Annotated in this window: 21 protein-coding genes; 5 read left to right on the top strand and 16 right to left on the bottom strand. The window is 65.1% G+C overall.

The features are described 5' to 3' along the window. Positions 1-22 precede the first annotated feature (22 nt). The 10 genes from CH302_RS20905 to CH302_RS20860 all read right to left on the bottom strand — a co-directional run bounded on the left by CH302_RS20905 (position 23) and on the right by CH302_RS20860 (position 13,081). Positions 23-2,200, bottom strand: a complete 2,178-nt coding sequence (locus tag CH302_RS20905; protein WP_037188453.1) for a molybdopterin-containing oxidoreductase family protein — start codon at positions 2,198-2,200, stop codon at positions 23-25. Positions 2,201-2,319: 119 nt separating this feature from the next. Continuing rightward, positions 2,320-2,973 carry a MadR family response regulator transcription factor gene (locus CH302_RS20900; protein ID WP_032405004.1) on the bottom strand — a complete coding sequence of 218 codons (654 nt, stop codon included), beginning with the start codon at positions 2,971-2,973 and terminating at the stop codon, positions 2,320-2,322. Positions 2,974-2,996: 23 nt separating this feature from the next. Next, positions 2,997-4,352, bottom strand: coding sequence for a MadS family sensor histidine kinase (locus CH302_RS20895; RefSeq protein ID WP_037188455.1), 1,356 nt, complete (start codon positions 4,350-4,352; stop codon positions 2,997-2,999). Further along, positions 4,349-5,536 (bottom strand): iron-containing alcohol dehydrogenase, encoded by a 1,188-nt coding sequence (locus CH302_RS20890; protein WP_037189041.1) that lies wholly within the window; start codon positions 5,534-5,536, stop codon positions 4,349-4,351. Before CH302_RS20890 ends, CH302_RS20895 begins: the two co-directional genes overlap by 4 nt. A 185-nt stretch (positions 5,537-5,721) precedes the next feature. Then, positions 5,722-7,239 (bottom strand): MadC family VWA domain-containing protein, encoded by a 1,518-nt coding sequence (gene madC, locus CH302_RS20885; protein ID WP_037188457.1) that lies wholly within the window; start codon positions 7,237-7,239, stop codon positions 5,722-5,724. After that, positions 7,236-8,273, bottom strand: a complete 1,038-nt coding sequence (locus tag CH302_RS20880) for a MadB family AAA-type ATPase (RefSeq protein ID WP_037188459.1) — start codon at positions 8,271-8,273, stop codon at positions 7,236-7,238. The genes madC and CH302_RS20880 overlap by 4 nt, the downstream gene beginning before the upstream one ends. A gap of 83 nt (positions 8,274-8,356) precedes the next feature. Then, positions 8,357-9,628: an NDMA-dependent methanol dehydrogenase gene (gene mdo / locus CH302_RS20875; RefSeq protein ID WP_032376592.1), complete on the bottom strand. Its 1,272-nt coding sequence runs from the start codon at positions 9,626-9,628 to the stop codon at positions 8,357-8,359. 198 nt (positions 9,629-9,826) lie between these two features. Next, positions 9,827-11,059, bottom strand: a complete 1,233-nt coding sequence (locus CH302_RS20870; RefSeq protein WP_037188461.1) for an MFS transporter — start codon at positions 11,057-11,059, stop codon at positions 9,827-9,829. A 76-nt stretch (positions 11,060-11,135) separates the two neighbouring features. Beyond that, positions 11,136-11,912 carry a glutamate racemase gene (locus CH302_RS20865; protein WP_037188463.1) on the bottom strand — a complete coding sequence of 259 codons (777 nt, stop codon included), beginning with the start codon at positions 11,910-11,912 and terminating at the stop codon, positions 11,136-11,138. Continuing rightward, complete coding sequence (locus CH302_RS20860) at positions 11,909-13,081, bottom strand: cystathionine gamma-synthase (protein WP_032376589.1); 1,173 nt, start codon at positions 13,079-13,081, stop codon at positions 11,909-11,911. Before CH302_RS20860 ends, CH302_RS20865 begins: the two co-directional genes overlap by 4 nt. Before the next feature lie 81 nt (positions 13,082-13,162). Between CH302_RS20860 and CH302_RS20855 the strand changes: the two genes are divergently transcribed. Next, positions 13,163-14,335, top strand: a complete 1,173-nt coding sequence (locus CH302_RS20855; protein ID WP_037188465.1) for an acyl-CoA dehydrogenase family protein — start codon at positions 13,163-13,165, stop codon at positions 14,333-14,335. A 55-nt stretch (positions 14,336-14,390) separates the two neighbouring features. Here CH302_RS20855 and CH302_RS20850 read toward each other — a convergent pair whose 3' ends face one another. After that, positions 14,391-15,776, bottom strand: a complete 1,386-nt coding sequence (locus tag CH302_RS20850) for a cystathionine beta-synthase (protein ID WP_037188468.1) — start codon at positions 15,774-15,776, stop codon at positions 14,391-14,393. A 96-nt stretch (positions 15,777-15,872) separates the two neighbouring features. On the opposite strand from CH302_RS20850, the gene CH302_RS20845 reads away from it, so the two are divergent. Beyond that, positions 15,873-16,886, top strand: a complete 1,014-nt coding sequence (locus tag CH302_RS20845; protein ID WP_094650027.1) for an SGNH/GDSL hydrolase family protein — start codon at positions 15,873-15,875, stop codon at positions 16,884-16,886. Positions 16,887-16,957: 71 nt separating this feature from the next. Beyond that, the gene (locus CH302_RS20840; RefSeq protein ID WP_037188472.1) at positions 16,958-18,178 is read left to right on the top strand and encodes an acetyl-CoA C-acetyltransferase; all 1,221 of its coding nucleotides are present in this window, start codon (positions 16,958-16,960) and stop codon (positions 18,176-18,178) included. Between the two features lie 63 nt (positions 18,179-18,241). On the opposite strand, the gene CH302_RS20835 is transcribed toward CH302_RS20840, so the two are convergent. Then, positions 18,242-19,090 (bottom strand): Bax inhibitor-1/YccA family protein, encoded by an 849-nt coding sequence (locus tag CH302_RS20835; RefSeq protein ID WP_037188475.1) that lies wholly within the window; start codon positions 19,088-19,090, stop codon positions 18,242-18,244. 197 nt (positions 19,091-19,287) lie between these two features. Between CH302_RS20835 and CH302_RS20830 the strand changes: the two genes are divergently transcribed. After that, on the top strand, positions 19,288-19,713 hold the full coding sequence (locus CH302_RS20830) for a hypothetical protein (protein ID WP_037188477.1): 426 nt from the start codon (positions 19,288-19,290) through the stop codon (positions 19,711-19,713). A gap of 4 nt (positions 19,714-19,717) precedes the next feature. Here CH302_RS20830 and CH302_RS20825 read toward each other — a convergent pair whose 3' ends face one another. Next, positions 19,718-20,845 (bottom strand): class I SAM-dependent methyltransferase, encoded by a 1,128-nt coding sequence (locus tag CH302_RS20825; protein WP_037188480.1) that lies wholly within the window; start codon positions 20,843-20,845, stop codon positions 19,718-19,720. 92 nt (positions 20,846-20,937) lie between these two features. On the opposite strand from CH302_RS20825, the gene CH302_RS30690 reads away from it, so the two are divergent. After that, complete coding sequence (locus CH302_RS30690; protein WP_255138702.1) at positions 20,938-21,060, top strand: hypothetical protein; 123 nt, start codon at positions 20,938-20,940, stop codon at positions 21,058-21,060. A gap of 24 nt (positions 21,061-21,084) precedes the next feature. On the opposite strand, the gene CH302_RS20820 is transcribed toward CH302_RS30690, so the two are convergent. Genes CH302_RS20820 through CH302_RS20810 form a run of 3 tightly spaced genes read right to left on the bottom strand, consistent with a single transcriptional unit; the run spans position 21,085 to position 22,992 of the window. Continuing rightward, positions 21,085-21,609, bottom strand: coding sequence for a peroxiredoxin (locus tag CH302_RS20820; RefSeq protein WP_037188483.1), 525 nt, complete (start codon positions 21,607-21,609; stop codon positions 21,085-21,087). Between the two features lie 17 nt (positions 21,610-21,626). Then, positions 21,627-22,394 (bottom strand): tyrosine-protein phosphatase, encoded by a 768-nt coding sequence (locus tag CH302_RS20815; protein ID WP_037188485.1) that lies wholly within the window; start codon positions 22,392-22,394, stop codon positions 21,627-21,629. A gap of 25 nt (positions 22,395-22,419) precedes the next feature. Beyond that, complete coding sequence (locus CH302_RS20810; RefSeq protein WP_037188487.1) at positions 22,420-22,992, bottom strand: antibiotic biosynthesis monooxygenase; 573 nt, start codon at positions 22,990-22,992, stop codon at positions 22,420-22,422. Positions 22,993-23,017: the final 25 nt, after the last annotated feature.

Genomic DNA, 23,017 nt, shown 5'->3' with positions numbered 1-23,017 from the left:
TTGTTCGTAGTGGTGACGATGATCAGGCGTCGAGTGGTCGCACTTCGACGAGGGTGTCGGAGAACGTCGGGGCGTTTCCGAGGTCTGCGAACACGGTCGGGTTCAGCGAAGCCGGAGTCGACAGCGACAGCATGTTCTTGCGCCACGCGCCCATCGCACAGACCGTGACGCCCTCCATGACCGTCTTGTCCGGCTTGGCAACAACGGTGAACTCTCCACGATCGTTGAAGACCCGCACCACATCCCCCGACGCGATTCCCCGACGCTCGGCATCGACTGGGTTGATGAGCAATGTCGGCTCCTTCTGCACCTTGCGATGCATGTCCAAATTCCCGAAGCTCGAATTCAGATAGGCGTGCGACTTGGGAGTCAGCAGGTTGAGCGGATACTTCTGCGCCAGTTCGGGGTTGGTGCGCAGCGATTCGCGGGGCGCGATGTAGTGCGGCAGCGGATCGACCGGCTGGCCCGGTTGGTGATCGTTCGAGCCCTGCCGGAACAGAGGAAGAACGAAGTTGCCGCCCGCCGCTGCCGAGGACAGGAATTCCGTTTTGCCGGAGGGGGTCCTGAAATTTCCGTCGGCGTGTGGCGCGTACTCGTCGGGACCGGGCAGATTGAGTCTCTGCCAGCCGAGCCGTTTGAGCGACTCGATGGTGATGCCCTCCATCGCCGGGGCATTCCAGTCGTAGGCGAGACCGATGAGCTCGTCGTCGGTTCGAGAGAACACCGGCTCGGTGAACCCCATTGCCTTGGCCAATCGCCGGAACATCTCGGTGTTGGGGACTGCTTCACCCATCGGCTCGATCGAACGGTTGTTGTAGGTGACGAACAGGTGGCCCCACGAGAAATTGATGTCGTCCTGCTCGAGCTGAGTGGTGGCAGGCAGGATGATGTCCGCGTAATCGGCTGTGTCGGTGATGAAATGGTCGCTGACGACGGTGAACAGATCCTCGCGGCTGAGCCCGTCGATCATCCGCTTCTGATCGGGGCACACCACCACCGGATTCGAGTTGTAGACCATCAGGCCCTTGAGTGGCGTATCCAGATTCAGCCCGCCGGTCAGTGCTTCGCCGAGCTGGTACAGATTGATCACGCGAGTACCCGGAGTCTGCAGATCCGTCTGCAGGAATTCGGGCCAGTTGACCGGGAATGCCCATAGGGGTAGTTGGAGAATTCCTCCACCGGGCTTGCGCCACGCCCCCACCAACGAGGGGAGACACGAAATGGCCCGAACGCTCTGTCCACCACCGGCACTGCGCTCGATCGCGACGCCGATACGAATCACGGACGGCTGACTCTGCGCGTATTCCCTTGCCAACGTGTAGATGTCCTCGACGGGAATGCCCGTCTCCTCCGATGCCCACTGCGGGGTGTATTGCTGCACGCGCTCGGCCAACTCGTCGAAGCCGATGGTGTGCTGCTCGATGTAGTCGGCGTCCGTCAGTCCCTCGTCGATGATCACGTGCATCATCGCCAGTGCGAGTGCGCCGTCGGTGCCGGGCCGGATGGGGATGTACCAACTCGCAGCCTTCGCGGTTCTGGTCTTGACCGGATCGATGACCACGACCTTGGCACCGCGCTTCTTCGCCTCGGCCACATACGGCCAGAGGTGCAGATTGGTGCTCATGATGTTCGACGCCCAGATCAGGATGAACTTGGAATGGACGAAGCTTTCGGGGTCGACGCCCGCCGTGTCGCCGACCGTCATCGCGTAGGCAGTGCACGAGCCGGCGTCGCAGTAGGTGCGCTCGGCGACCGTCGCTCCGAGGCGGTTGAAGAATGCGTCCCCGACGTTGAGCCCCTGCGTGATCCCCTGGGTGCCGAGGTAGTTGCACGGCATGATCGCTTCCGGACCGAATTCCTCGGCGATGGCGGTGAACTTCTCCGCGATGGTGGCCACGGCTTCGTCCCACGAGATTCGTTCGAAGCGGCCGGAGCCTTTGGGTCCGGACCGTTTGAGCGGGTACAGAACTCGATCGGGGCTGTAGACCTTGTCCAGGTAATTGTCCACCTTCACGCACAGCCCACCGTTGGTGTACGGGTTGGTTTTGCTCCCGCTGACGCTGGTCGCCACACCGTCCGCGACGGTGACCACCATCGAGCAGGAGTCCGGACAGTCCTGGCCGCAGGCCCCGAGAACGGTGAGCTCCGTGGGGCGATCCGTGGGAGCGTCGTCTGGGCGTGTGTCTTCCTGAACGGTCATGGGTGCTCCTCGGCATGGATATCACTGGTGTGTGTTATCCGAAGCCTGCACCTCCCGAACGCGCCGAACAGGACGCGGAGCGCCGTCTACTTTGCGCTCGGTGCCTCATCGGTCGTCGCTCAGATCAAACCCTGCTTGCTCGCCGCGTACACGGCCTCGGCTCGTCTCGACACCGCAAGCTTGCGCATGATGTTGCTGACGTGAAATTTGACGGTTGTCGCAGAGATGAAGAGTCTGGTTCCGATCATGTTGTTGGACAATCCCGTTGCCAGGAGACGAAGCACTTCGAGTTCACGCTCGGTCAGGCGCTCGATACTGCTCGGCGTGCCGTTGAGAGAACGAACGACGGCCGAGGCGCTCCGCGAGTCGAAGGCGCTCTCACCTCGCGAGACGGCGCGGATCGCGCGAACCAACTCGGTGGTGTCGACGTCCTTGACCACGTAGCCCCGCGCTCCCGCGTGCACGGCCTCCACCACGAGTCGGTCGTCGAGGAAGGTCGTGAGCACCAGCAATCCGATCCCGTTGTGCGCCTTGGCCAGTTGTGCGCACAGAGCCAAGCCCTCGTAATCCGAGCTGGCCGAGAGCTTGAGGTCCATCAGCACGATGTCGGGCTCCACCCGCGCGACGACGGCCAAGCCCTCCTCCCGCGTCGACGCCTCCCCCACGATCGTCAGGTCGGACTCACGTTCGAGCACCGACCGTAACCCGTCGCGCAGAATCGCATGATCGTCGACCAGCACGATGCGGACCGTGGGTGCGGCCACCTGCCCCATGCCCGTACGTACCGTCGGAACGCTCACTGTTCTCGGCCCTTCTCGGATTGTCTCTGGAACGGAATGCGTGCTGCCACACGCACTCCCCCGGTACGGGCACGTCTGATCTCGAAGACACCACCGTGTTCACGGGTACGGGCCGCCATGTTCGCCAATCCCCGATGCCGACCGTCGACGTCGGTGGACTCGGACAGATGCAGCATCATCCGCAGATGGGCCGGATCGCCGTCACCGTCGTCGGCTATCGACAACTGCACCTGATCGGACGAGTAGGTCAGTCTGAGAATCGCTCGCGACGCATGCGCGTGCACCGCAGTGTTGAACAGTGCCTCGCCGGCGATGCGCAGAAGGGCGTGCTCGCATTCGCTGCTGAGCTCGACCGGAGTTCCCTCCACCCGCAACGACACCTGCAACTCGTCCGGCATGTGAACCACCGAGAGTTGCTCGAGCATCTCGGGCAGCGACGTCCGATCGGCGTCCTGAGGGTGATTGAGTGCGTAGATCGCCGACCGCAGCTGTTCGACGGCTCGACGCGTCAGATCCTTGGCCAGATCCAACCTGTCCCCACGCTCCTCGGCCGAGATGTCGCTGCGACACACTTCGATCTGCATACCCGCCGACAACACGGCCTGGGTAACGCTGTCGTGCAGTTCGCGAGCGATGCGGTGCCGTTCGTCGTCGAGGACCTGATGCCGATGTGCGGCACCCAGTTGCCGCTGCGTCAGCAACAGTTCGGCATTGCGGGCTGCGAGATCGGCCGCTGTGCGGTTCGCCTGGGCGTATGCGTTCTCGGTGCGCTCGAGCAACTGCCGCCGACTCTGAAAGAGCGCCGAATTCTGCAGAGCCACAGCCGTTTGACTGGCGAGGATGCTCAACACCGCGGCGTCGGTGGCGTCGAGCACCCGCTGCTCTCCGGTCCAGGCGGCGAACGCGCCCACGACACCGCCGTCGAACGCGATCGGCACGAACGCGTGATGAGCAGAGATCACCGGGGTCTGCCCGTCGCCGCACGTCGACTTTCGAATCGACTCGAGGCAGTCGACGACATCGTCCGGCAACGGTGGCCCCTCCACGTTGTCGACCAGAAACGGTGTGGCGTCGGGTCCGAGCACCAGGCGGCGAGGACCGGCGTCCGGGAGAGCGCCGTCGGCGAGAGCGAACACGACCCAGCGGGCACTCAGATGGGCGCGGGCGGCCTCGGCCACAGCGCACACCAGCGTTTCCGGACCGTCGACCGTGCGCACCAGCGCCCGCGAAATCAGTTCCAGCGCATAGACGACACGCTCCAGACGTTCTGCCGCGCCGCGATACTGGGGGTAGAACGTGTTCTTACCCGAGCGCAGTCCCGTCAGCAGCGACAGGTCGGGCCCGGATGTCACAGCGCACTCCTGAACAGATCGACCATTTCGCGGTGCGTGGCCGAGCGCGGATTGGTGGACATACAGGCGTCCCGTAATGCGTTGGTCGCCAACACATCCAAGTCGGTCTCGCTGACACCGATCTGCGCAAGACCGGTAGGGACACCGACCTGACGTGCAAGGCGATCGACCCGGTCCGCGACGGCCATGGCGGCCTCCTCCGGCCTTGCCCTACCCTCGGGTAGTCCGAGGCTCATCGCGATGGCGACGTACGGTAACGGATCCTCTGCGGCGTTGAAGCGGATGACGTGTGGCAGCAGTACCCCGTTGATCACCCCGTGCGGCAGGTCGAGCAGGCCACCCACCTGATGGCTCATGGCGTGCGTGGCACCGAGGATCGCGTTGGTGAACGCCAGACCTGCTTCCAGACTTGCCTGCGCCATCGATCCGCGGGCAACCATGTCGGTAGGTTCGTCGATGGTGCGGGCCAGTTGCGACATCACCATGGTGATGGCTCGAAGCGCGTGATGGTCGGTGAGCTGGTTGTGACCGAGGGAGACGAATGCCTCGATCCCGTGCGTGAGGGCATCCAAACCGGTTGCGGCGTTGAGCCATTCGGGCATCGTGGTCAGCAACATCGGATCGATCACGGTGATGTCCGGAACGAGGGCACGGCCGAGAATGGTGATCTTGGTCGAGCGTGCCGTATCGGTGACGATGCAGAACTGAGAGACGTCGGCCCCGGTGCCGGAGGTCGTCGGCACCATCACCAGAGGCGGAATCGGCCGCGTGGCCTGATCGACGCCCTCGTAGTCGAGAATTCTGCCACCGTTTCCGGCGAGGATGGCAATCCCCTTGGCCGCATCCATGACCGATCCTCCGCCGATCGCCACCAGCACATCGCAGCCGTAGTCGGCGTAGTAGCCATGCCCGGCCTCGATCTCGAAGTCCTTGGGGTTGGGTGTCAACGCACTCCAGACCTGGGGTTCGAGGCCCTGCGCAACCAGCAGGTCGACCAACTGTCCCGCCCAGCCACTGTCGAGCAACCCCGAGTCGGTGACAAGCATCGGCCGTACCCCACCGAGACGACGTGTCGCGTGCGCGACCTCCCCCAGAGAATCCGGACCGAACACGATCTCGGGTGCATGGAACTTGAGAACTCGAGGTGCCTCGGTCCGGCTGCGCTGGGCATCGAGGTCGTGCAGCGCCTTGCCGACGTCCGCAGTAGCTGCCTGGTCCACCGTTCTCACCCTCGCTGTCCTTCGGTCCGAAAATATCCGGACCTGTGATTCAGGTTACAACCTTACGGGCGTGGCCGGTTCGATCCCACCAGCGCCCGGCCAGGTTGGGACCTACCCGATCGGGTAGGTCCACGGTGCACTCGGTCAGGTCACGACAGCGCATGCCCCAGTTCGGCTGCCTGCGCAGTCAGCTGTTCCCCGTCCCTCGCAACCACGACCCGGTCGCAGATCTGCTCGTACTCCTCCATCGAGCACGCTGCCTGCGCCCAGTAGCGACGAGCTTCGGGGGTGATCCACGCGATCCGATGGACCTTGGACCGAATTTTCTCCAACGCATCGAGTCCGGACGGACGGCCGTTGCACCGGCCGTCCCCCACGACGATCACGGCCGTCCGCTTGTCCAGCACGTCCCCGTGCGAGTCCAACAGGTCCGCAAAGGTTCTGCCGTAATCGCTGCTCGCTTCCAGGTCCAGTCGCGCATCGGCGAGCACGGCAGCGAGTGCGCCGTCGCCGGTGCTGCCGAGCAGGGTGGTCGTCACGTCCACCGGTGCGTCGACGAACCCCATCACCGTGCATCGGTGTGCGCGCGCATGCATGGCTTGCGCGAGCCTCAACGTGAACGCGGTGATGGGCCGAACCGACAACGACACGTCCGCCAACACCAGCAATCGAACCTTGCCGGGTACAGGAGTTTTCGTCACCAGACGGAAGGGGATGCCGTCGGTACGCAGACTGGACCGGACGGTGCGCCGCATGTCGAGCGGGCCGCGTGAATGTTCGCGCGGCCGAGGGCGAGGAGTGCCCCGCATGTGTTTGAGCACTTCGTGACTCGCGCGCTCGATCTCGGCGTGCCGGCCGATCGCCTGCGCGGCACCGTCGTCCGGCGCCGGTGACGACATCGCCCCGGTCAGATCCCCCAGCGCTGCGACGAAGGCTTCGACGGCATCGGTGATGCGGTCGAGCATCGCTGCACTCAGCGGACCGTAATCATCCCCGTCGCCGTAGACGCCACTCGGATCGTAGGCATCGAACCACGCCAGGATGCTCGCCGGATCTTCCCAGTTCAGCTGTCCCGCAACCGCTCCACTGGTGCTCGACGCCAACTCCCCTGCCGCCGTCGATCCGGACCGCTCCAGGTCGACGGTGTAGGTGACGCCCCGCCGTCCCATGTCGCCGTCGGTGTCGATCGACAGATCGTGATCCTCGGACGAGAGGCTGATGTCGTCGTCGTCCTTGTGGGGGTTGAAGCCCTTGTCCGCTTCCGGGGCATCGAGCAGATCCCCGATCTCGACGGCACGCTCGTTGTACTCGGCGTACTTGGCGGCCTCCTGATCCGCTCCCACGTCCAGGTCCGTCGGAAGTCCGCCCGCGACCTGAGCACCCACGGACGAACGATGCCCGTCCACAGCACTGTCGATGGGGGCCTCGAACATCGACTCGAAGGCGAGATCGAAACCGTGCTGTTCGTGGTCGTACTTGGCACACGTCGCGCGCAGAGCGGCACGCAGAATCGTGAGGTCACGGCCCCCGAGGAGACCGAGGACGCGTCGAACCTCGATGACCTCGGCCGGCGACGCCGCCACTCCGAAGCGCCGCAGCGTCCGCCCGAAGACCGCCGCCAACACGTCGAGTACTACCGACGGCGTGAACGGCTGTACAGCAGTCATCGTCGTATTCCGATGCCGCCCTTGTCGCGTCCACCGTGCCCTCGGAAAGCCGTCGCGGTCGTGTTGACGACCGTGCCGAGTGACGTTGCTGCAGAGGATGTTTCTGCTACCGGTCCGGCCAGCGCGATCTTCATGTCCGAGGAGTACTTGACCAGCGCGGCGAGCAGATACTTGCGGGTGTCGTCGGTGTGTCCGAGGACCGACGCGATGCGGGCCGCGTCGATCACCTCCGAGATGGACGGGCTCTTGCGGAGCGGTAGCTCTCGCAACTCTGTGGCCAGTGCCACGATCTCGGCCACGATGTGTGCGGGCACCTCGGGAGCGCGAGCGGTGACGATCTCACGTTCGCGCGAGGCCGTCGGGTAGTCGAGGTGAAAGTGCAGGCAGCGACGCTTGAGCGCCGAGGACAGCTCGCGAGTGTCGTTGGAAGTCAATATCACCCACGGATCGCTGCGCGCGGTGAACGTACCCACCTCGGGGATGGTCACCTGCTTCTCCGCCAGAACCTCGAGCAGCAACGCCTCCATCGATTCCTCGGTGCGATCGACCTCGTCGACCAGAAGCACCACCGGCTCCTCCGAGAGCACCGACTCCAGCAGGGGGCGTACGGCGAGGAAGGGCTCGGAGTAGAGGCCGAAGTCTTTGGCGGCGAGCATCTTCGAGGCGTCGTCGATATCGGTGACGTGCTGGGTGAGCGCACCGATGTGCTCGCGCAGCATCTGCACGTGCAGCAGTTGCTTGGCGTAGTCCCACTCGTAGAGGGCCCGGTTGTCGTCGAGGCCCTCGTAGCACTGCAGCCGAACCAGCTTGCGTCCGCTCGCCGCGGCGAGGGACTTGGCCAGCTCGGTCTTGCCCACGCCCGCAGGGCCTTCGAGCAGGAGCGGGCGATCGAGTGCTGTCGCCAGATGCACCACGGTGGCGAGGTCGTCGTCGGCGATGTAGTCCTGCTCGCCGAGCGCGCGCTGCAGATGAGCCGCGTCGGTGAATCGAACGGTGCCGGTGTCGTCGCTACGCACTGTCGACAGCGAGGTCATGTGTGTCCCTTCGGAAGGCGGCTGCGCCGCATGTGAGCGGAACCTCGTTCCCTGCTACGAAGTTCCGCTCACATGGGTGGCGGTTAGTACGACTCGTTGATCGCGTGAGAAACGACGGGAATCATCGACTCGACGGTGACCTCACGGGGGTTGCCCGGGGTGCACCAGTCCTCCTGGATGTGCTCGGAGATCTTCAGAACCGACTTCTCGTCGCCCTTGATGACGTCGCCCTTACCCGCGTACTTTCCGGTGTTCATCCGGTTCTTGTCGTACGTCGCGGAACGGATCGATCCGAAGTTGTCGGGAATGCCGACGTCCTTGGCGAGCCTGATGGCGGCTTCCACGGCAGCATCGGCTGCCTGCACGGTGGTCATGTTCTTCGTGTCGACGCCCATGGCCACAGCGATTTCGGCATAGCGCTCGTAGCGCGAGGGCAGGTTGTACTCCCACACGCGCGGCAATGCGATGGCGTTGTTCAGGCCGTGAGCGCTGTCGTAGAACGCGCTGATCGCGTGCGAGATCGAGTGGATGACACCGAGTCCGCCGGAGTTGAACGCCTGTGTCGCGATGTACTGAGCGTTCATCATGCCCTCACGGGCCTTCAGGTTGCCCGGGTCGTACACGGCCTCGCGGAGGTGCTTGGACACCAGACCGATCGAGTAGATCGCGTTACCCAGCGACGGCGCGAAATCCAGACGCGAGACGTACGGCTCGGCACCGTGTGCCAGGACGTCGAAGCCACAGAACGCGGTCCACTGCTGGGGGCAGGTGTAGTAGAGCAGCGGATCGTCCAAAGCCAGAGTCGGTGTCGACGCCTCGTCGAAGGCGAGCCACTTGTGCGGCTTCTCCATGTCCGAGGTATCGGTGATGACGTAGGCCCAGGACGTCTCCGACCCTGTTCCGGCAGTGGTGGATACCGCGATGTGCGGCGGGTTCTGCTTGTTCGTGGACTTGGAGAAGCCCTCGAACTCGTTGATGTTGCGGCCGTCGTGGGCGACGACGACGCGGATGCCCTTGGCTGCGTCGTGGCTCGAGCCACCACCGACGGAGATGACGCTGTCGCACTTCTCCTTCTGGTAGAGCGCGGCACCGTCCATGACGTTGTAGTCCTTGGGGTTGGACTCGACCTTGTCGTAGAGGACCACCTCGACGCCCTGGTACTCGATCTTGCCGATCAGTTCCTCGATGATTCCGGAACCGCGCAGTCCGGTGGTGACGAGCAGAGAGCGCTTGAACCCGAGTTCCTTGGCCTCGACACCGATCATGTCGTGGGCGCCGACTCCCAGCTTGGCGCGCGGCAGCGGGTGAAACTCCTTGATGGGGAATTCCCAGATCTGGTTGAGCTCGATGACCATCGGTGTCTCCTCGGTGAGTGTGAGTGACAAGACGCCTTCTTTTGTGATCGGCGTCTCACTGGTGAACACACTCCACTGCCCTGCACCGCGTGGGAACACCTCGAGGCGGGAACCCTGCCAACGACCCGACCGAACTACCCGATCGGGTAGGAGTACTCGCTCACCCTCGGCAGAGGAAGACTCACGGACTCTGGCGCACTACCGATCTCGCCGCTGCGCCAGCGAGAATCCGAGAACCGAGATCAGAGCGAGCGTGATGACGAATCCTCCGTACAGTTCCACCGTCGTGCTGAGCCCCAGTCGGTGTACGGCCAGTCCTGCGACCACGGCGGGCACGCTGAAGGCGAGGTAGCTGATGACGAATGTCGTGGCGAAGACCCCGCCTCGCTCCGCGGCGGGGACCAGGGCACCGAGCGTACGCATCGCGCCGAGAAATGTTGCTCCCCAACCCGACCCGGCGATGACGGCACCGACGAAGTACAGCCCGATCGAGCCGATCTGGACCGAAACCAAGGTCAGCGCCACACCGATTGCGAGCACAGACGCACCGATCATCATCACCCGGCGAGGAAATCCGTTGCGCACCACGGCAGCTGCTATCGAACCGGAACCGAACAGTGCGAAGATCTCCAACCCGCCCACGATGTGGTTGTCGATACCGAAGACGGTGCCGATGATCGACGGCCCCAGCGAGAGATGGAACCCGCCGAGGGACCAGGTGGCGAACAGCGCGGGAGCGATGACGACGAAGGGTGCCCGGACCGATTTCGGCATCGATGCCCTCGGCAGCAGCGTCGACGCGAGATGACGGCGGGAATCGAAGCCGCGCAACGCCGAGGTCTCGGGCACGAACAGCAGTGCCACCGTGAGAACCGACGCCGCGCCGATCAACAGGGCGAACACGAGGATCTCCGGTGCCGGTGCGAGCTGCACCAGCAAGCCGGCACCGAGCGCCCCGGCCGCCAGGCCGAACGATGGGGCCACACTGTTGAGCAACGGCCCGGTGGAGACGTTGGGCTGCAGATCGATGATGGCCGCACTCATAGCACCCGTAGCCGCACCGGCAGCAATTCCCTGCACGACGCGAGCCGCGATGAGAAGCGGCACGCTGTCGGCGACGATGAACAACACCAGGCCGACGATCAGCAGCAACAGCGACGCGATCAGAATTGGTTTACGCCCGATGTGGTCCGACAAACTACCGACGGTGAGCAACGTGAGCAGCAGAGCAAGGGCGTACACGGCGAAGATGACCGTGAGCGTGATCGCGCTGAATCCCCAGGACTGCTGGTAGACCGGGTACAACGGTGACGGTGCTGCCGAGGACGCCATCAGCACGATGAAGGCGGTACCGACCACCCAGAAGGCGTACCGGTGCGGCATCCTCACCGCAGTCCTTCCTGCACTACCCCGCACGTCCACGTCGACCATGTGTTGTCCCTCCACCGCAGCGACCGTTACCTCAGTGAAGGACAACGCGTAGGAAGGTCTCGCATTCCCGACGGACTCAGAGTCGGTGTGCTCCCGCACCGTCGAGCAGCAGCTGGCCCTCGCGGTACCGCTGCGCGCTCGCAGGCAAACCGCCCTCGATTCCGCTCAACCACACCGATACACGTCCGGTTCCCGAACCGCTGGAACCGACTTCGTCGACGCGTCGCACCGTCTGGTTGGCCACCGCCTCGGCGCTGTCGAACATCGTGATGCCGCTCGGCAGCTGCGAGACGATCTCGGCCGACACCAGCGGGTAGTGCGTGCACCCCAGCACGATCGAGTCGACGTCCGTGGGCGTGGCTGCCACGGCCGCGGTGATGGCCGCACCGATCCCGCGAACATCACCGCGATCGATCGAATCCGCCAGACCGTGGCACGCCACACTCGTCACCGTTCGGTGCGAGGCGAACTGCTCGATCAGACGCCCCTGATAGGCGCTGGCGGTCGTGGCCGCCGTCGCCCAGATCGCGATCCGATCGCTCACCGCTGCAGCGGGTTTGATCGCCGGGACGGTACCCACCACCGGAATCGTGTCACCGAGCGCGGCCCGGACGTGACTCAGCGCCGTCACACTGGCGGTGTTGCACGGAAGCACAACCACCTCGGCACCGAGTTCGACCGCATGCTGCGCTGTGCCGACTACCCGGTCGACGACCCAACCGTCCGGCTTGGGTCCCCACGGAGCGTTGTCGGGGTCCATCATCAGCACCAGATCGAGCTCGGGGCGCGCTTGTCGTAGCCGCGCAGCCGTCGGAAGCATCCCCAGGCCCGAGTCGATCAGTGCGACGATCATGCCAGCGCTTGCTCGACGTCACCGACCAGATCGGCACCGTCCTCGATGCCGACCGACAGACGCACCAGATCGTCGGGCACCTCGAGCAACGAACCGGCCGTCGACGCATGGGTCATCGCGCCGGGGTGTTCGATCAACGATTCGACGCCGCCCAAGGATTCGGCGAGAGTGAAGATCTCGGTTTTCGCGCAGAAGTCCAGTGCTGCCTGCTTGCCACCGGCCAGACGCACCGAGACCATCCCGCCGAAGCGTCGCATCTGCTTCGCGGCGACCGCGTGGGACGGGTGGGATTCGAGCCCGGGGTAGATGACCTGCGAGATGGCCGGATGGCCGTCGAGGAATTCGACGATCTTCTCGGCGTTGTCGCTGTGTCGCTCCATCCGCAACGCGAGAGTCTTGATGCCGCGCAAGGTCAGGAATGCGTCGAACGGTCCGGGAACACCGCCCGCGCCGTTCTGCAGGAACGCGAACGCCGTATCGAGTTCTTCGCTGTCGGTGACCAGTGCGCCGCCCACCACATCGGAGTGTCCGCCGATGTACTTGGTGGTCGAGTGCAGCACCACGTCGGCACCGAGGCTCAGCGGCTGCTGCAGATACGGAGAGGCGAAGGTGTTGTCGACGACGAGCTTGGCCCCACCCTCGTGCGCGACGCCCGAGAGGGCCTCGATGTCACCGACGTTGAGCAGCGGGTTGGTGGGCGTCTCGACCCAGACGAGCTTGGTGTTCGGACGCATCGCTGCACGGACCTCGTCGACGTCCGACACTGCGGCAACCGAGTACTCGATGCCCCACTGGGTGAAGACCTTGTCGATCAATCGGTACGTGCCGCCGTAGGCGTCGTTGGGGATGACGAGGTGGTCACCGGGACGCAGCGCCGAGCGCAGCAGGCAGTCCGTGGCCGCCATGCCCGAGGAGAACGCGCGCCCGTAGGTGCCGGACTCGATGGCCGCGAGATTGGCTTCGAGCGGCCGACGCGTCGGGTTGCCGGTGCGCGCGTACTCGAATCCGCTGCGCATGCCGCCGACGCCGTCCTGGGCGAAGGTGGAGCTGGCATAGATCGGCACGTTCACTGCGCCGGTCAGCGGATCCGGCTCGTAGCCGGCGTGAACCGCCTTGGTGGAAAAGCCCTGCCAGGAGGTGTTGTCTGCCTTGCTGCGCTGCTCACTCATGGCCTCCACCCTAATCGGCCTTCGTCGTCAGGCGGGGGCGTGGGTAACCTGCGAAGACAACCCCCAGCGGAAAGAGGCACCGTGGCCAACTCCCAGAGCGTCGACGAACTGTTCGCGATCGATTCACTCCTCGACGACGAGGAGCGGCAGATCCGGGACACCGTGCGCAAGTTCGGCAACGAGCGCATCCGGCCGCACATCGCCGACTGGTTCGACGAAGGCACGGTCCCGGTGCGCGAACTGGCCAAGGAGCTGGGCTCGCTCGGCCTGCTCGGCATGCACCTCGAGGGCTACGGCTGCGCCGGAACCTCGGCGACGGCGTACGGCCTGGCCTGCCTCGAGCTCGAAGCCATCGACTCCGGCATCCGGTCGCTGGTCTCGGTGCAGGGCTCGCTGGCGATGTTCGCCATCTGGAAGTACGGCTCCGAGGAGCAGAAGCAGCAGTGGCTTCCGGGGATGGCCGAGGGAACGCTGATCGGCTGCTTCGGACTCACCGAGGCCGACTACGGATCGAACCCCGGCGGCATGCTCACCCGCGCCAAGCGCGACGGTGACGACTGGATCCTCAACGGCAGCAAGATGTGGATCACCAACGGACCCGTCGCCGACGTCGCCGTGGTGTGGGCACAGACAGACGACAAGATCCGCGGATTCGTCGTCCCCACCGACACACCGGGATTCACCGCCAACACGGTCAAGAAGAAGCTGTCGCTGCGTGCGTCGATCACCGGCGAGTTGGTGTTCGACGACGTCCGACTCCCCGCAGACGCGATGCTGCCCGAGGCCAGCGGTCTCCGCGGACCCCTGAGTTGCCTCAACGAAGCGCGCTTCGGCATCGTCTTCGGCGCGATGGGCGCGGCGCGGGACTGCATCGAATCGGCCGTCGAGTACTCCAAGACCCGCGCGGTGTTCGACAAGCCACTCGCCGGCTACCAGCTCACCCAGGCCAAGCTCGCCAACATGGCTCTCGAACTCGGCAAGGGCCAACTGCTCGCTCTGCATCTGGGTCGACTCAAGGACAAGGGCGAACTGCCGGGCGAGCGAGTGTCACTCGGCAAGCTCAACAACGTCCGCGAGGCCATCAAGATCGCACGTGAATGCCGAACGATTCTGGCCGCCAACGGAATCACGCTGGAGTACCCGGTGCTCCGTCACGCCAACAACCTCGAATCCGTCCTCACCTACGAGGGCACGTCCGAGGTCCATCAACTGGTGATCGGGCAGGCGCTGACCGGCACCAGCGCGGTGCGCTGACGCGCAGTGGTGTGGGTCGAGTGCCCATCAGGGGCAATCGACCACACCACTGCCGCTAGGCACCCTTGCTGAGGAATCCGAGCAGATCGTGGCGAGTGATGACGCCGACGGGCTTGCCTTCTTCGACGACCATCAGCGCGTCGGATTCGCCGAGCGCCTTGGTGGCGTCGGAGACGGTTTCGCCGGCACCGATCAGCGGGAACGGGTCACTCATGTGCTTGGCGACCGGATCGGCCAACGCTGCGCGACCCTCGAACACTGCGCTGAGCAGATCCCGTTCGGTGACACTGCCTGCTACCTCGCCTGCCATGACGGGCGGCTCGGCTCCGACGACCGGCATCTGGGAGACGCCGTACTCGCGCAGAATCTCGATGGCGTCGCGCACGGTTTCCGACGGGTGGGTGTGCACCAGATCCGGCAGCGCACCGGACTTTCCGCGCAGCACAGCGCCGACGGAGGTCTCCTCGGTTGTGCCGTCCAGACGCGAACGCAGGAATCCGTACGACGACATCCACGAGTCGTTGAAGATCTTCGCCAGGTAGCCGCGCCCGCCGTCGGGCAGCAGGACGACGACCAACGCGTCGGGACCTTCGCGCTCGGCAACCTGGATAGCGGCAACGGCGGCCATCCCGCACGAGCCGCCGACCAACAGGCCTTCCTCGCGGGCGAGGCGACGGGTCATGTCGAAGGAATCGGCGTCGGAGACGGCGATGATCTCGTCCGGGATGGACGGGTCGTAGGCCGTCGGCCAGAAATCCTCACCGACACCTTCGACGAGGTACGGTCGTCCCGTGCCGCCGGAGTAGACCGAGCCCTCGGGATCGACGCCGATGACCTTGACCTTGCCGCCGGAGACCTCCTTGAGGTATTTGCCGGTGCCGGAAATGGTGCCGCCGGTGCCGACGCCTGCGACGAAGTGCGTGATCTTTCCGTCGGTGTCGGCCCAGATCTCGGGGCCGGTGGTCTCGTAGTGGCTGGCCGGTCCGGCCGGGTTGGAGTACTGGTTGGGCTTCCAGGCTCCCTCGATCTCGCGAACGAGTCGATCGGAGACGCTGTAGTAGCTGTTGGGGTCCTCGGGTGCGACAGCCGTCGGGCAGACGACGACCTCTGCTCCGTAGGCGCGCAGCACGTTCCGCTTGTCCTCACCGACCTTGTCGGGGCACACGAACACACACTTGTAGCCGCGCTGCTGCGCGACGAGCGCGAGACCGACGCCGGTGTTGCCGGACGTGGGTTCGACGATGGTGCCGCCGGGCTTCAATTCGCCGGATGCCTCGGCCGCGTCGATCATCTTGACCGCGATGCGGTCCTTGGACGAACCACCCGGGTTGAGGTACTCGATCTTGGCCGCGACCGTGCCGACGCCGTCGCCGATGACGGTGGACAGCTTCACCAACGGGGTGTTGCCGATGAGTTCGGTGATGTGCTGAGCGATGCGCATTGCACCATCTTCCCAGATGCAGGTATTCGACTCTCGGCCACGGCTGTCGACGCCCGCCTACGATGGTGTCGACGGCGCGACGAGAGGGATCGATCTGTGACGGCGAGCGGATGGCGAACCGCTGCGAAGGCGAGCGCCGCGACGGTACTTGCGGGCTCTGGAGCAGGGACTGCGTCCTGGGCCGCCTACCGACATCTGATGGCGCAGGCCGCTGCGGCGCGCGGCGTCATCGGGCGTACCACCGCCAAGCCACCGGAGGCCGACGGCGTCTACACAGCGGGATGCGCGGCCCCCGAACGGTGGCGGATGGGAAGTTCAGCAGATATTCATCTGATGATCTTCGGCGACTCCACGGCGGCAGGCGTGGGCTGCGTCGTCGCCGACGAAGTTCCCGGGGTTCTGCTCGCCCGCGGACTGGCCGAGGAAACCGGGCAACGAATTCGATTGAGTACCAAAGCAATTGCCGGTGCCACCTCGAAGGGGCTCGAAGGCCAGGTCGACGCGATGTTCGTCGCGGGCCCGCCCCCGGATGCAGCGGTCATCTTCGTCGGCGCGAACGACGTCACCAAGAAGTTCTCCATTCCCGCGTCGGCGGCGCGACTGGGCGACGCGGTCGAGCGGCTGACGGCCAAGGGCTGTGTCGTCGCCGTGGGGACGTGCCCCGACCTCGGTGTCGTGACGGCCATCCCGCAGCCTCTGCGCACCGTCGTCCGCAATTGGGGTCGACGCCTCGCGCACGCGCAGACGGCCCGCACGCTCAGCGCCGGCGGGCATCCGGTGGCGGTGGCGGATCTGCTCTCCCCCGAGTTTCTCGCGGCACCCGACACGATGTTCTCGGCGGATCGTTTCCATCCGTCGGCCGCCGGCTACGAGCTCGCCGCGCAGCAGATTCTGCCGGTGCTCGCATCGGCGCTCGGGGTGTGGCACGGTGGCCCGCTGCCCGAGCTGCCGACCGTGTCCGCCGCCGCCGAATCACGCAAGGCCATCCCCCGCGCCACGGCCGCACTCGACCGCTTCCTGCGTCGCAGAACCGCGGAGCTCGACGCCGAGATCGTCACTGCATCGGAGGATCTCGTACGTCGTGGCGGCGGCGGTCGGGCGGGGTTGTAAGTTCGGTCAGGAGACATCGCCTACTCGGCGGTAACAGAGCAGGTAAGCAGTATCGATTCGAAGGAGATCTCATGCCAGAGGCAGTCATCGTCGCCACCGCGCGCTCACCGATCGGCAGGGCGATGAAGGGGTCGCTCAAGGACATTCGTCCTGACGACCTCACCGCTCAGATGGTCGCCGCCGCGCTGGCCAAGGTGCCTTCGCTGGACCCCAAGGACATCGACGACCTGCTCCTGGGCTGCGGTCTGCCCGGCGGCATGCAGGGCAACAACCTCGCTCGTATCGTCGCAGTGCAGCTCGGCTACGACTCCCTGCCCGGAACGACGATCACCCGCTACTGTTCGTCCTCGCTGCAGACCACCCGCATGGCGCTGCACGCGATCAAGGCAGGCGAAGGCGACGTGTTCATCTCCGCAGGCGTCGAGAGTGTGTCGAGCTTCATCCACGGCAGCTCGGATTCGCTTCCGGCAAGCCACAACCCGATCTTCGCCGACGCCGAGGCCCGCACCAAGAAGGCACAGGAAGAGGGCGCGGACAGCTGGACCGACCCCCGCGAGAACGGCGAGCTGCCCGACGCGTACATCGCGATGGGCCAGACGGCCGAGAACGTCGCACTGCTCACCGGCATCACCCGCGAGGATCAGGACCACTGGGGCGTCCGCAGCCAGAACCGCGCCGAAGAGGCCATCAACGCCGGCTTCTTCGAGCGGGAGATCACCCCGGTGACCCTGCCCGACGGCACCGTCGTCAACACCGACGACGGCCCTCGCGCCGGCACCACCTACGAGAAGATCAGCCAGCTCAAGCCGGTCTTCCGCCCCAACGGCACCATCACCGCCGGTAACGCGTGCCCGCTCAACGACGGCGCAGCAGCGCTCGTCATCATGAGCGACACCAAGGCCAAGGAACTGGGCCTGACCCCGCTGGCTCGCATCGTCTCCACCGGAGTCACCGGCACGTCCCCCGAGATCATGGGCCTGGGCCCCATCGAGGCCACCCGCAAGGCGCTGAAGATCGCGGGCATGTCGATCTCCGACATCGACCTGTTCGAGATCAACGAGGCCTTCGCTGTTCAGGTCCTCGGCTCGGCACGCGACCTCGGCATCGAGGAGGACAAACTCAACGTCTCCGGTGGTGCCATCGCGATCGGCCACCCGTTCGGCATGACCGGTGCCCGTATCACCACCACCCTGCTGAACAACCTAACCACCCACGACAAGACGTTCGGCGTCGAAACCATGTGCGTCGGCGGCGGCATGGGTATGGCGATGGTGCTGGAACGCCTGAGCTGATCCGAGTCACAACGAAAAAGCCCCGCCCTCCTCGATGGAGTGGCGGGGCTTTTCGCGTGAGTACTAGTCGTTCTGGAAGTAGCTCAGCAGACGCAGGATCTCGACGTACAGCCAGACCAACGTGATGGTCAGACCGAGGGCGACGCCCCAGGCTGCCTTCTCCGGAGCCTGTGCACGGATCAGCTGATCGGCCTGGTCGAAGTCGAGCAGGAAGCTGAACGCGGCGATGCCGATGCAGACGAGGCTGAAGATGATGGCCAGCGGTCCGCCGGAGCGGAGTCCGAAGCCGTCTTCCATGAAGAAGCTCGCGACGAGGTTGCCGAGCATCAGCACGACGACGCCGATGAGGGCACCGACGACCATGCGGGTCAACCGCGGGGTGACACGGATCGCGCCGGTCTTGTAGACGATCAGCATGCCGAAGAACACGCCGAAGGTTCCGAGGACGGCCTGGCCGATGAGGGCCGATCCACCGACTCCGCCGAACGCGACGCCGGTGAACATGAGCGACAGAGCGCCGAGGAACACGCCTTCAGCGGCGGCGTAGGCGAGAACGATGGCCTTGTTGTCCATCTTGCGACCGAAGGTCGCGAACATGACCAGACCGAAGCCGATCAAACCGCCGCCGATCACGAACGGGATGGCCAAGTCGGTGTTGTTGGAGACGAGGAGGTACGAGATGATCGCCGTCACGCTCAGCACACCGAGGGTGATGCCGGTCTTGGTGACAACGTCGTCGATCGTCATGGCCCGCTGTGCGGGCTGCGTGGTGTACGGATCGGCCTGCGTTCCGGGATGCTGGCCGAAGGTTGCGGCCTGCGAGGCTCCAGCCGTCGCAGATCCGAATGTGGCGTATCCGCCGCCCTGCTGCTTGGGCAGGTTGCGGAACACCGGGTTGCTGGAGGTGCGCACCGTGTCTCTTCCCTTCGTAAGTTCTGATCCCCACCGGGGATCTCCCCGTCGGTCATCAGTAGAACGTCTGACATCCGGACAAAAGTTCCCAGGAGGAGAACTTCTACGACGGACAAATCGGACTCTACCGGGTAGGGCCCCGACACGCGGAGACGACCGCGTGTGTGACACCGAATCGAAACGGGCACTATGAGGAAATGGCAATCGAAGACGGACCCGACCAGACCTTGGACCCCAGTGAAAGCGTCGACTCCGACGAGGTGCGCAACGACGACGGTGACACCGTGGTCGATCCTCCCGACCACTGGAGCGAGGCCAACAGCTTCGGCACCACCGCCCGCGAGGCAGCCGAGGGCGAGAGCCTGGACCTCAAGCTCAGCGAGGAAGAACCCGATGTCGCCGTCGAGGAAGATCTCGACCGCCCGATCACCGAGACCCCCGACGAGGAGTTGACCGAGGAACTGGTCGACCACGTCATCGAGGAATCCGACGAGGATCCCGACATCGACTACGCGGAGGGCCAGCGTCAGGCCGAGATCGTCGAGGGCACTCTCGTCGAGGATCTCGGACGCAACCGGGGACAGATCGACGGAACCCCGGAGGACGGTGGCCCGGTCAGCTGACCGTCTACCGTTGCTCGCTCGGGCGTACCGAGCGAGCGACGGTGAACTTGCCGTTGCGCCCCATCAGGTCGGTGGGGCCAACGGCGTCGGCCAGTTCACGTCGGTAGTTCAGGTGGGTGTTGAACACCGTCCACAGCTGACCGCCCGGCCGCAGCACCCGACCGGCCGCGACGAACAACTTGCTGGCCCCACCCGTGTGCACCGCCGCCCCCTCGTGGAACGGCGGGTTGCACACCACCAGATCGACCGATTCCGACTCGAACGTCGACATCGCGTCGTCCGCGATCACCGCGACACTCGTCCCGTTCGCCTCCGCGGTGGCCGCTGCCGACGCGATGGCTGCGGACGAGCGATCGGTGGCGATCACCTCGAGATCGGGCCTCGTTCGGGCCAACTCGGTCGCGAGAATTCCTGTGCCACAGCCCAAGTCGACGGCAACACGGGCTCGCGGGAGCATCTTCGGAACGTATTCCAACAGGTATCGCGTCCCGATGTCGAGACCGGCCCCCGCGAACACCGCACCGTGCGCCACCACCGTCAGGTCCAGGTCGGCAATCCGCTTGCTCACCGGATACGTCATGCCCGACGCCACCGCGCCGCGTGCGGTGAGCACTCGGGCTTTCTGCCGGCCGCGGCCGGCCGTGACCGTCTCGAACGACTTCCGCAGGACGTCGTTCATCGCCGGGGTCATGTGCTTGTCTCGTCCGCCTGCGAGGACGACGACGTCCGCCGGCGCATGTGCGGCGATGTGTTCGGCGATCTCGGTCAGTTCGGCCAGACCTCGCGGCAACTGCATCAACACCACCCCGACGCCGTCGAGCAGTTCGGCACCCAATGCGTGCTGGGTGTACGACCCGGTCATCGCAACCCGCGCGGCGTTCAGCTCGAGCGCCCGCGCGCCCGTGACGGCGTCCTGATGAACTCGGACCGCGGTGAACCCGAGAGAAACGGCTCCGAGGGTCAGGGCTCCGTACCGGTCGCCGATCACCGCGATCGGCGTCGTCCTGTCGATTCCGGGGAGTTCGTCGGCGGTATCGAGGACGAGGCGGTCCGCAGCATCGACGGCATGGAGGTTGGGTGCCTCGGCGTCGGGCTCACGCCGCAGGGCGTCGAACAGGGATTCATCGGGCACACGGGCAGTATCCCACCCGAACCCGACCGGTCGGACACGGTCGTTCCGCGCGGCAAGTGGCTATTGCGGCGAATCAGGGGCATGCTCGGGGAATGGAACACAAAGACAAGAACGAGGCACTCTTCAGCCACCCCGACGACGCATCGACCGATGCGCACGCCGAAGCCTCGAAGCCTGCCGTCTACACCGCCCTGTTCAGCGGCGCGAACGACTGACGTTCGGACGACAACGAACAACTCTCACGACAGGTAGCGCAGGTACTCCAGCGCCTTGGTCGCATGCACGTGACCGCGCTCACTCTGCACCATCATCCGCACCACTCGGTGCCGATCGATCACGAACGTCGTCCTCTTCACAGACAGCAACTGCCTCAGATACCCGCGTCGACCCGCGTTCGAGTGGCCGCGTTCGAGCTCTCGAAGCCTACGCCGCCGAGTGAACCACCCGCCGCGTCGCACGCCGAATTGTTCGGCCACCGCACCGTCGGGATCGGACAGCAACGGAAAGTCGAACGACCTCTGCAGAGCGAAATGCTGATTCTTGTCGCGGGTGTCGGTGCTGATCCCTACTCGCTGAGCACCGAACCGTTCGAATTCTGCTCCCAGGTCACGAAAGTGACATGCCTCGGCGGTACAGATGGGACTGTTGGCCGCCGGGTAGAAGAACAGTACGACCGGACCCGACTCGGTCAGCTCGGAGAGCGCACGGGATTCACCCGAATGATCGGGGAGCTCGAAATCCGGGGCCGTCCGTCCGATTCGCATGACGCAGAGGGTACCGCTCAGTCCTGTACGAGCGAGGCAGTCAGACGTCGTCGGAGATCCCGATCGATGCCCAGGTAGTTCAGGTACCCGTCGAACGAGCCGTGCGACCTCGCCATGACCTCCAGGCCGTGCTCCAGGTAGGACGCGCGGACACCCAGTATCGCCTCGGTGGGGAGAACGTCGTGGAGTCCGGTCCAGGTTCGGCGGACGTGCGCGAGCAACGGCTCCATCGCGTCGTTGCTTCTCAGATAGTCCGCGACGATGTCGTCCTCGTCGACGCCGGCCGCCCGCAACACCGTCGCGACCGTCCACCCTGCCCGGTCCTTGCCCGCTGCGCAGTGCACCAGGACGCCGCCGCGTTGCTCCACGATCTCGTCCACCACCCGCTTGATCGCGTGGGACGCTCCGTCGAGAGTCGAGAAGGAGGCATACGCCCGCATCATGTAGTCCACTTGAGTCTGCTCGTCCTGAATCGGAGCTGCCTCGTGTGGGGCTCGCTCACCTTTCAGATTCTCGTACGGCACGGAGATCGACTCGACGCCGTCGGGAACTCGGTCGACGCCGCTCCGTTCGGCCTCCGAATCGCCGCGGAGATCGAACACGGTACGAATGCCCAGATCCGCGACAGCGCGCTGCCCGATCTCCGTCAACCCACTCAATTCGGATGCGCGATAGAACAATCCGGGCCGGATCGTCGCCCCGTCCGTGGTGCGCGTACCGCCGAGATCGCGGAAGTTCCAGGCCCCGTCGAGGGCGAATTGATCGTGTACCGGGGCGTTGCGCATGGTTTCGACCCTATCGAAGGTGATGCTACGAGCGCGGTACCAACCACCGACGCAGCCGGGCGGTGACGAACGGCATCACCACGTAGACCATCAGCGGCGTGCACATCATCACCACCAGTGCAGTGCGCAGAGCCACGTTCAGGTCCGTCAGATGTGGCGTGAGAACGATGTTGACGAGCAGACTGACGGCGTAGAAGGCCACGCCGATCGAGATCGCCTGCTTCCACCGCGGCGGCGGACCACCGATGACCCGGACGGCGTCGGTGAGGTTGGACTGCGGCTCGAACCATCCCTCCACACCGGAGAGTCGATGTGTCGCAACGTCGTCGGCGATGGGACGGCCGGTGCTGAGCCAGGTGCGCCGGGCATCCGAGCGCAGCCAGGCGTCGAGGTTGTCGTGTGTCTCGAATCGATAGACCACGTGGTAGTCGCTGGAATCACCGGAACTGCGCAGCCAACCGCCACCGAGAAATCCGGGAAAGGTTCGGACGAGATCCATACCGCGATCGGTCCACTCCACGAAGTCGGCTTCGTATCCCTGACGGACGCGTCGTGCGACCGAGGTCGTGACGTGATCGAGCGTATCGGTCGTGGTCATGCGGTACCCCTTCTGCTCGTGTTCG

This window comes from Rhodococcus sp. 15-2388-1-1a (assembly GCF_002259145.1).
GTDB lineage: Bacteria > Actinomycetota > Actinomycetes > Mycobacteriales > Mycobacteriaceae > Rhodococcoides.
This window is presented reverse-complemented; position numbering and strand designations above follow the sequence as displayed.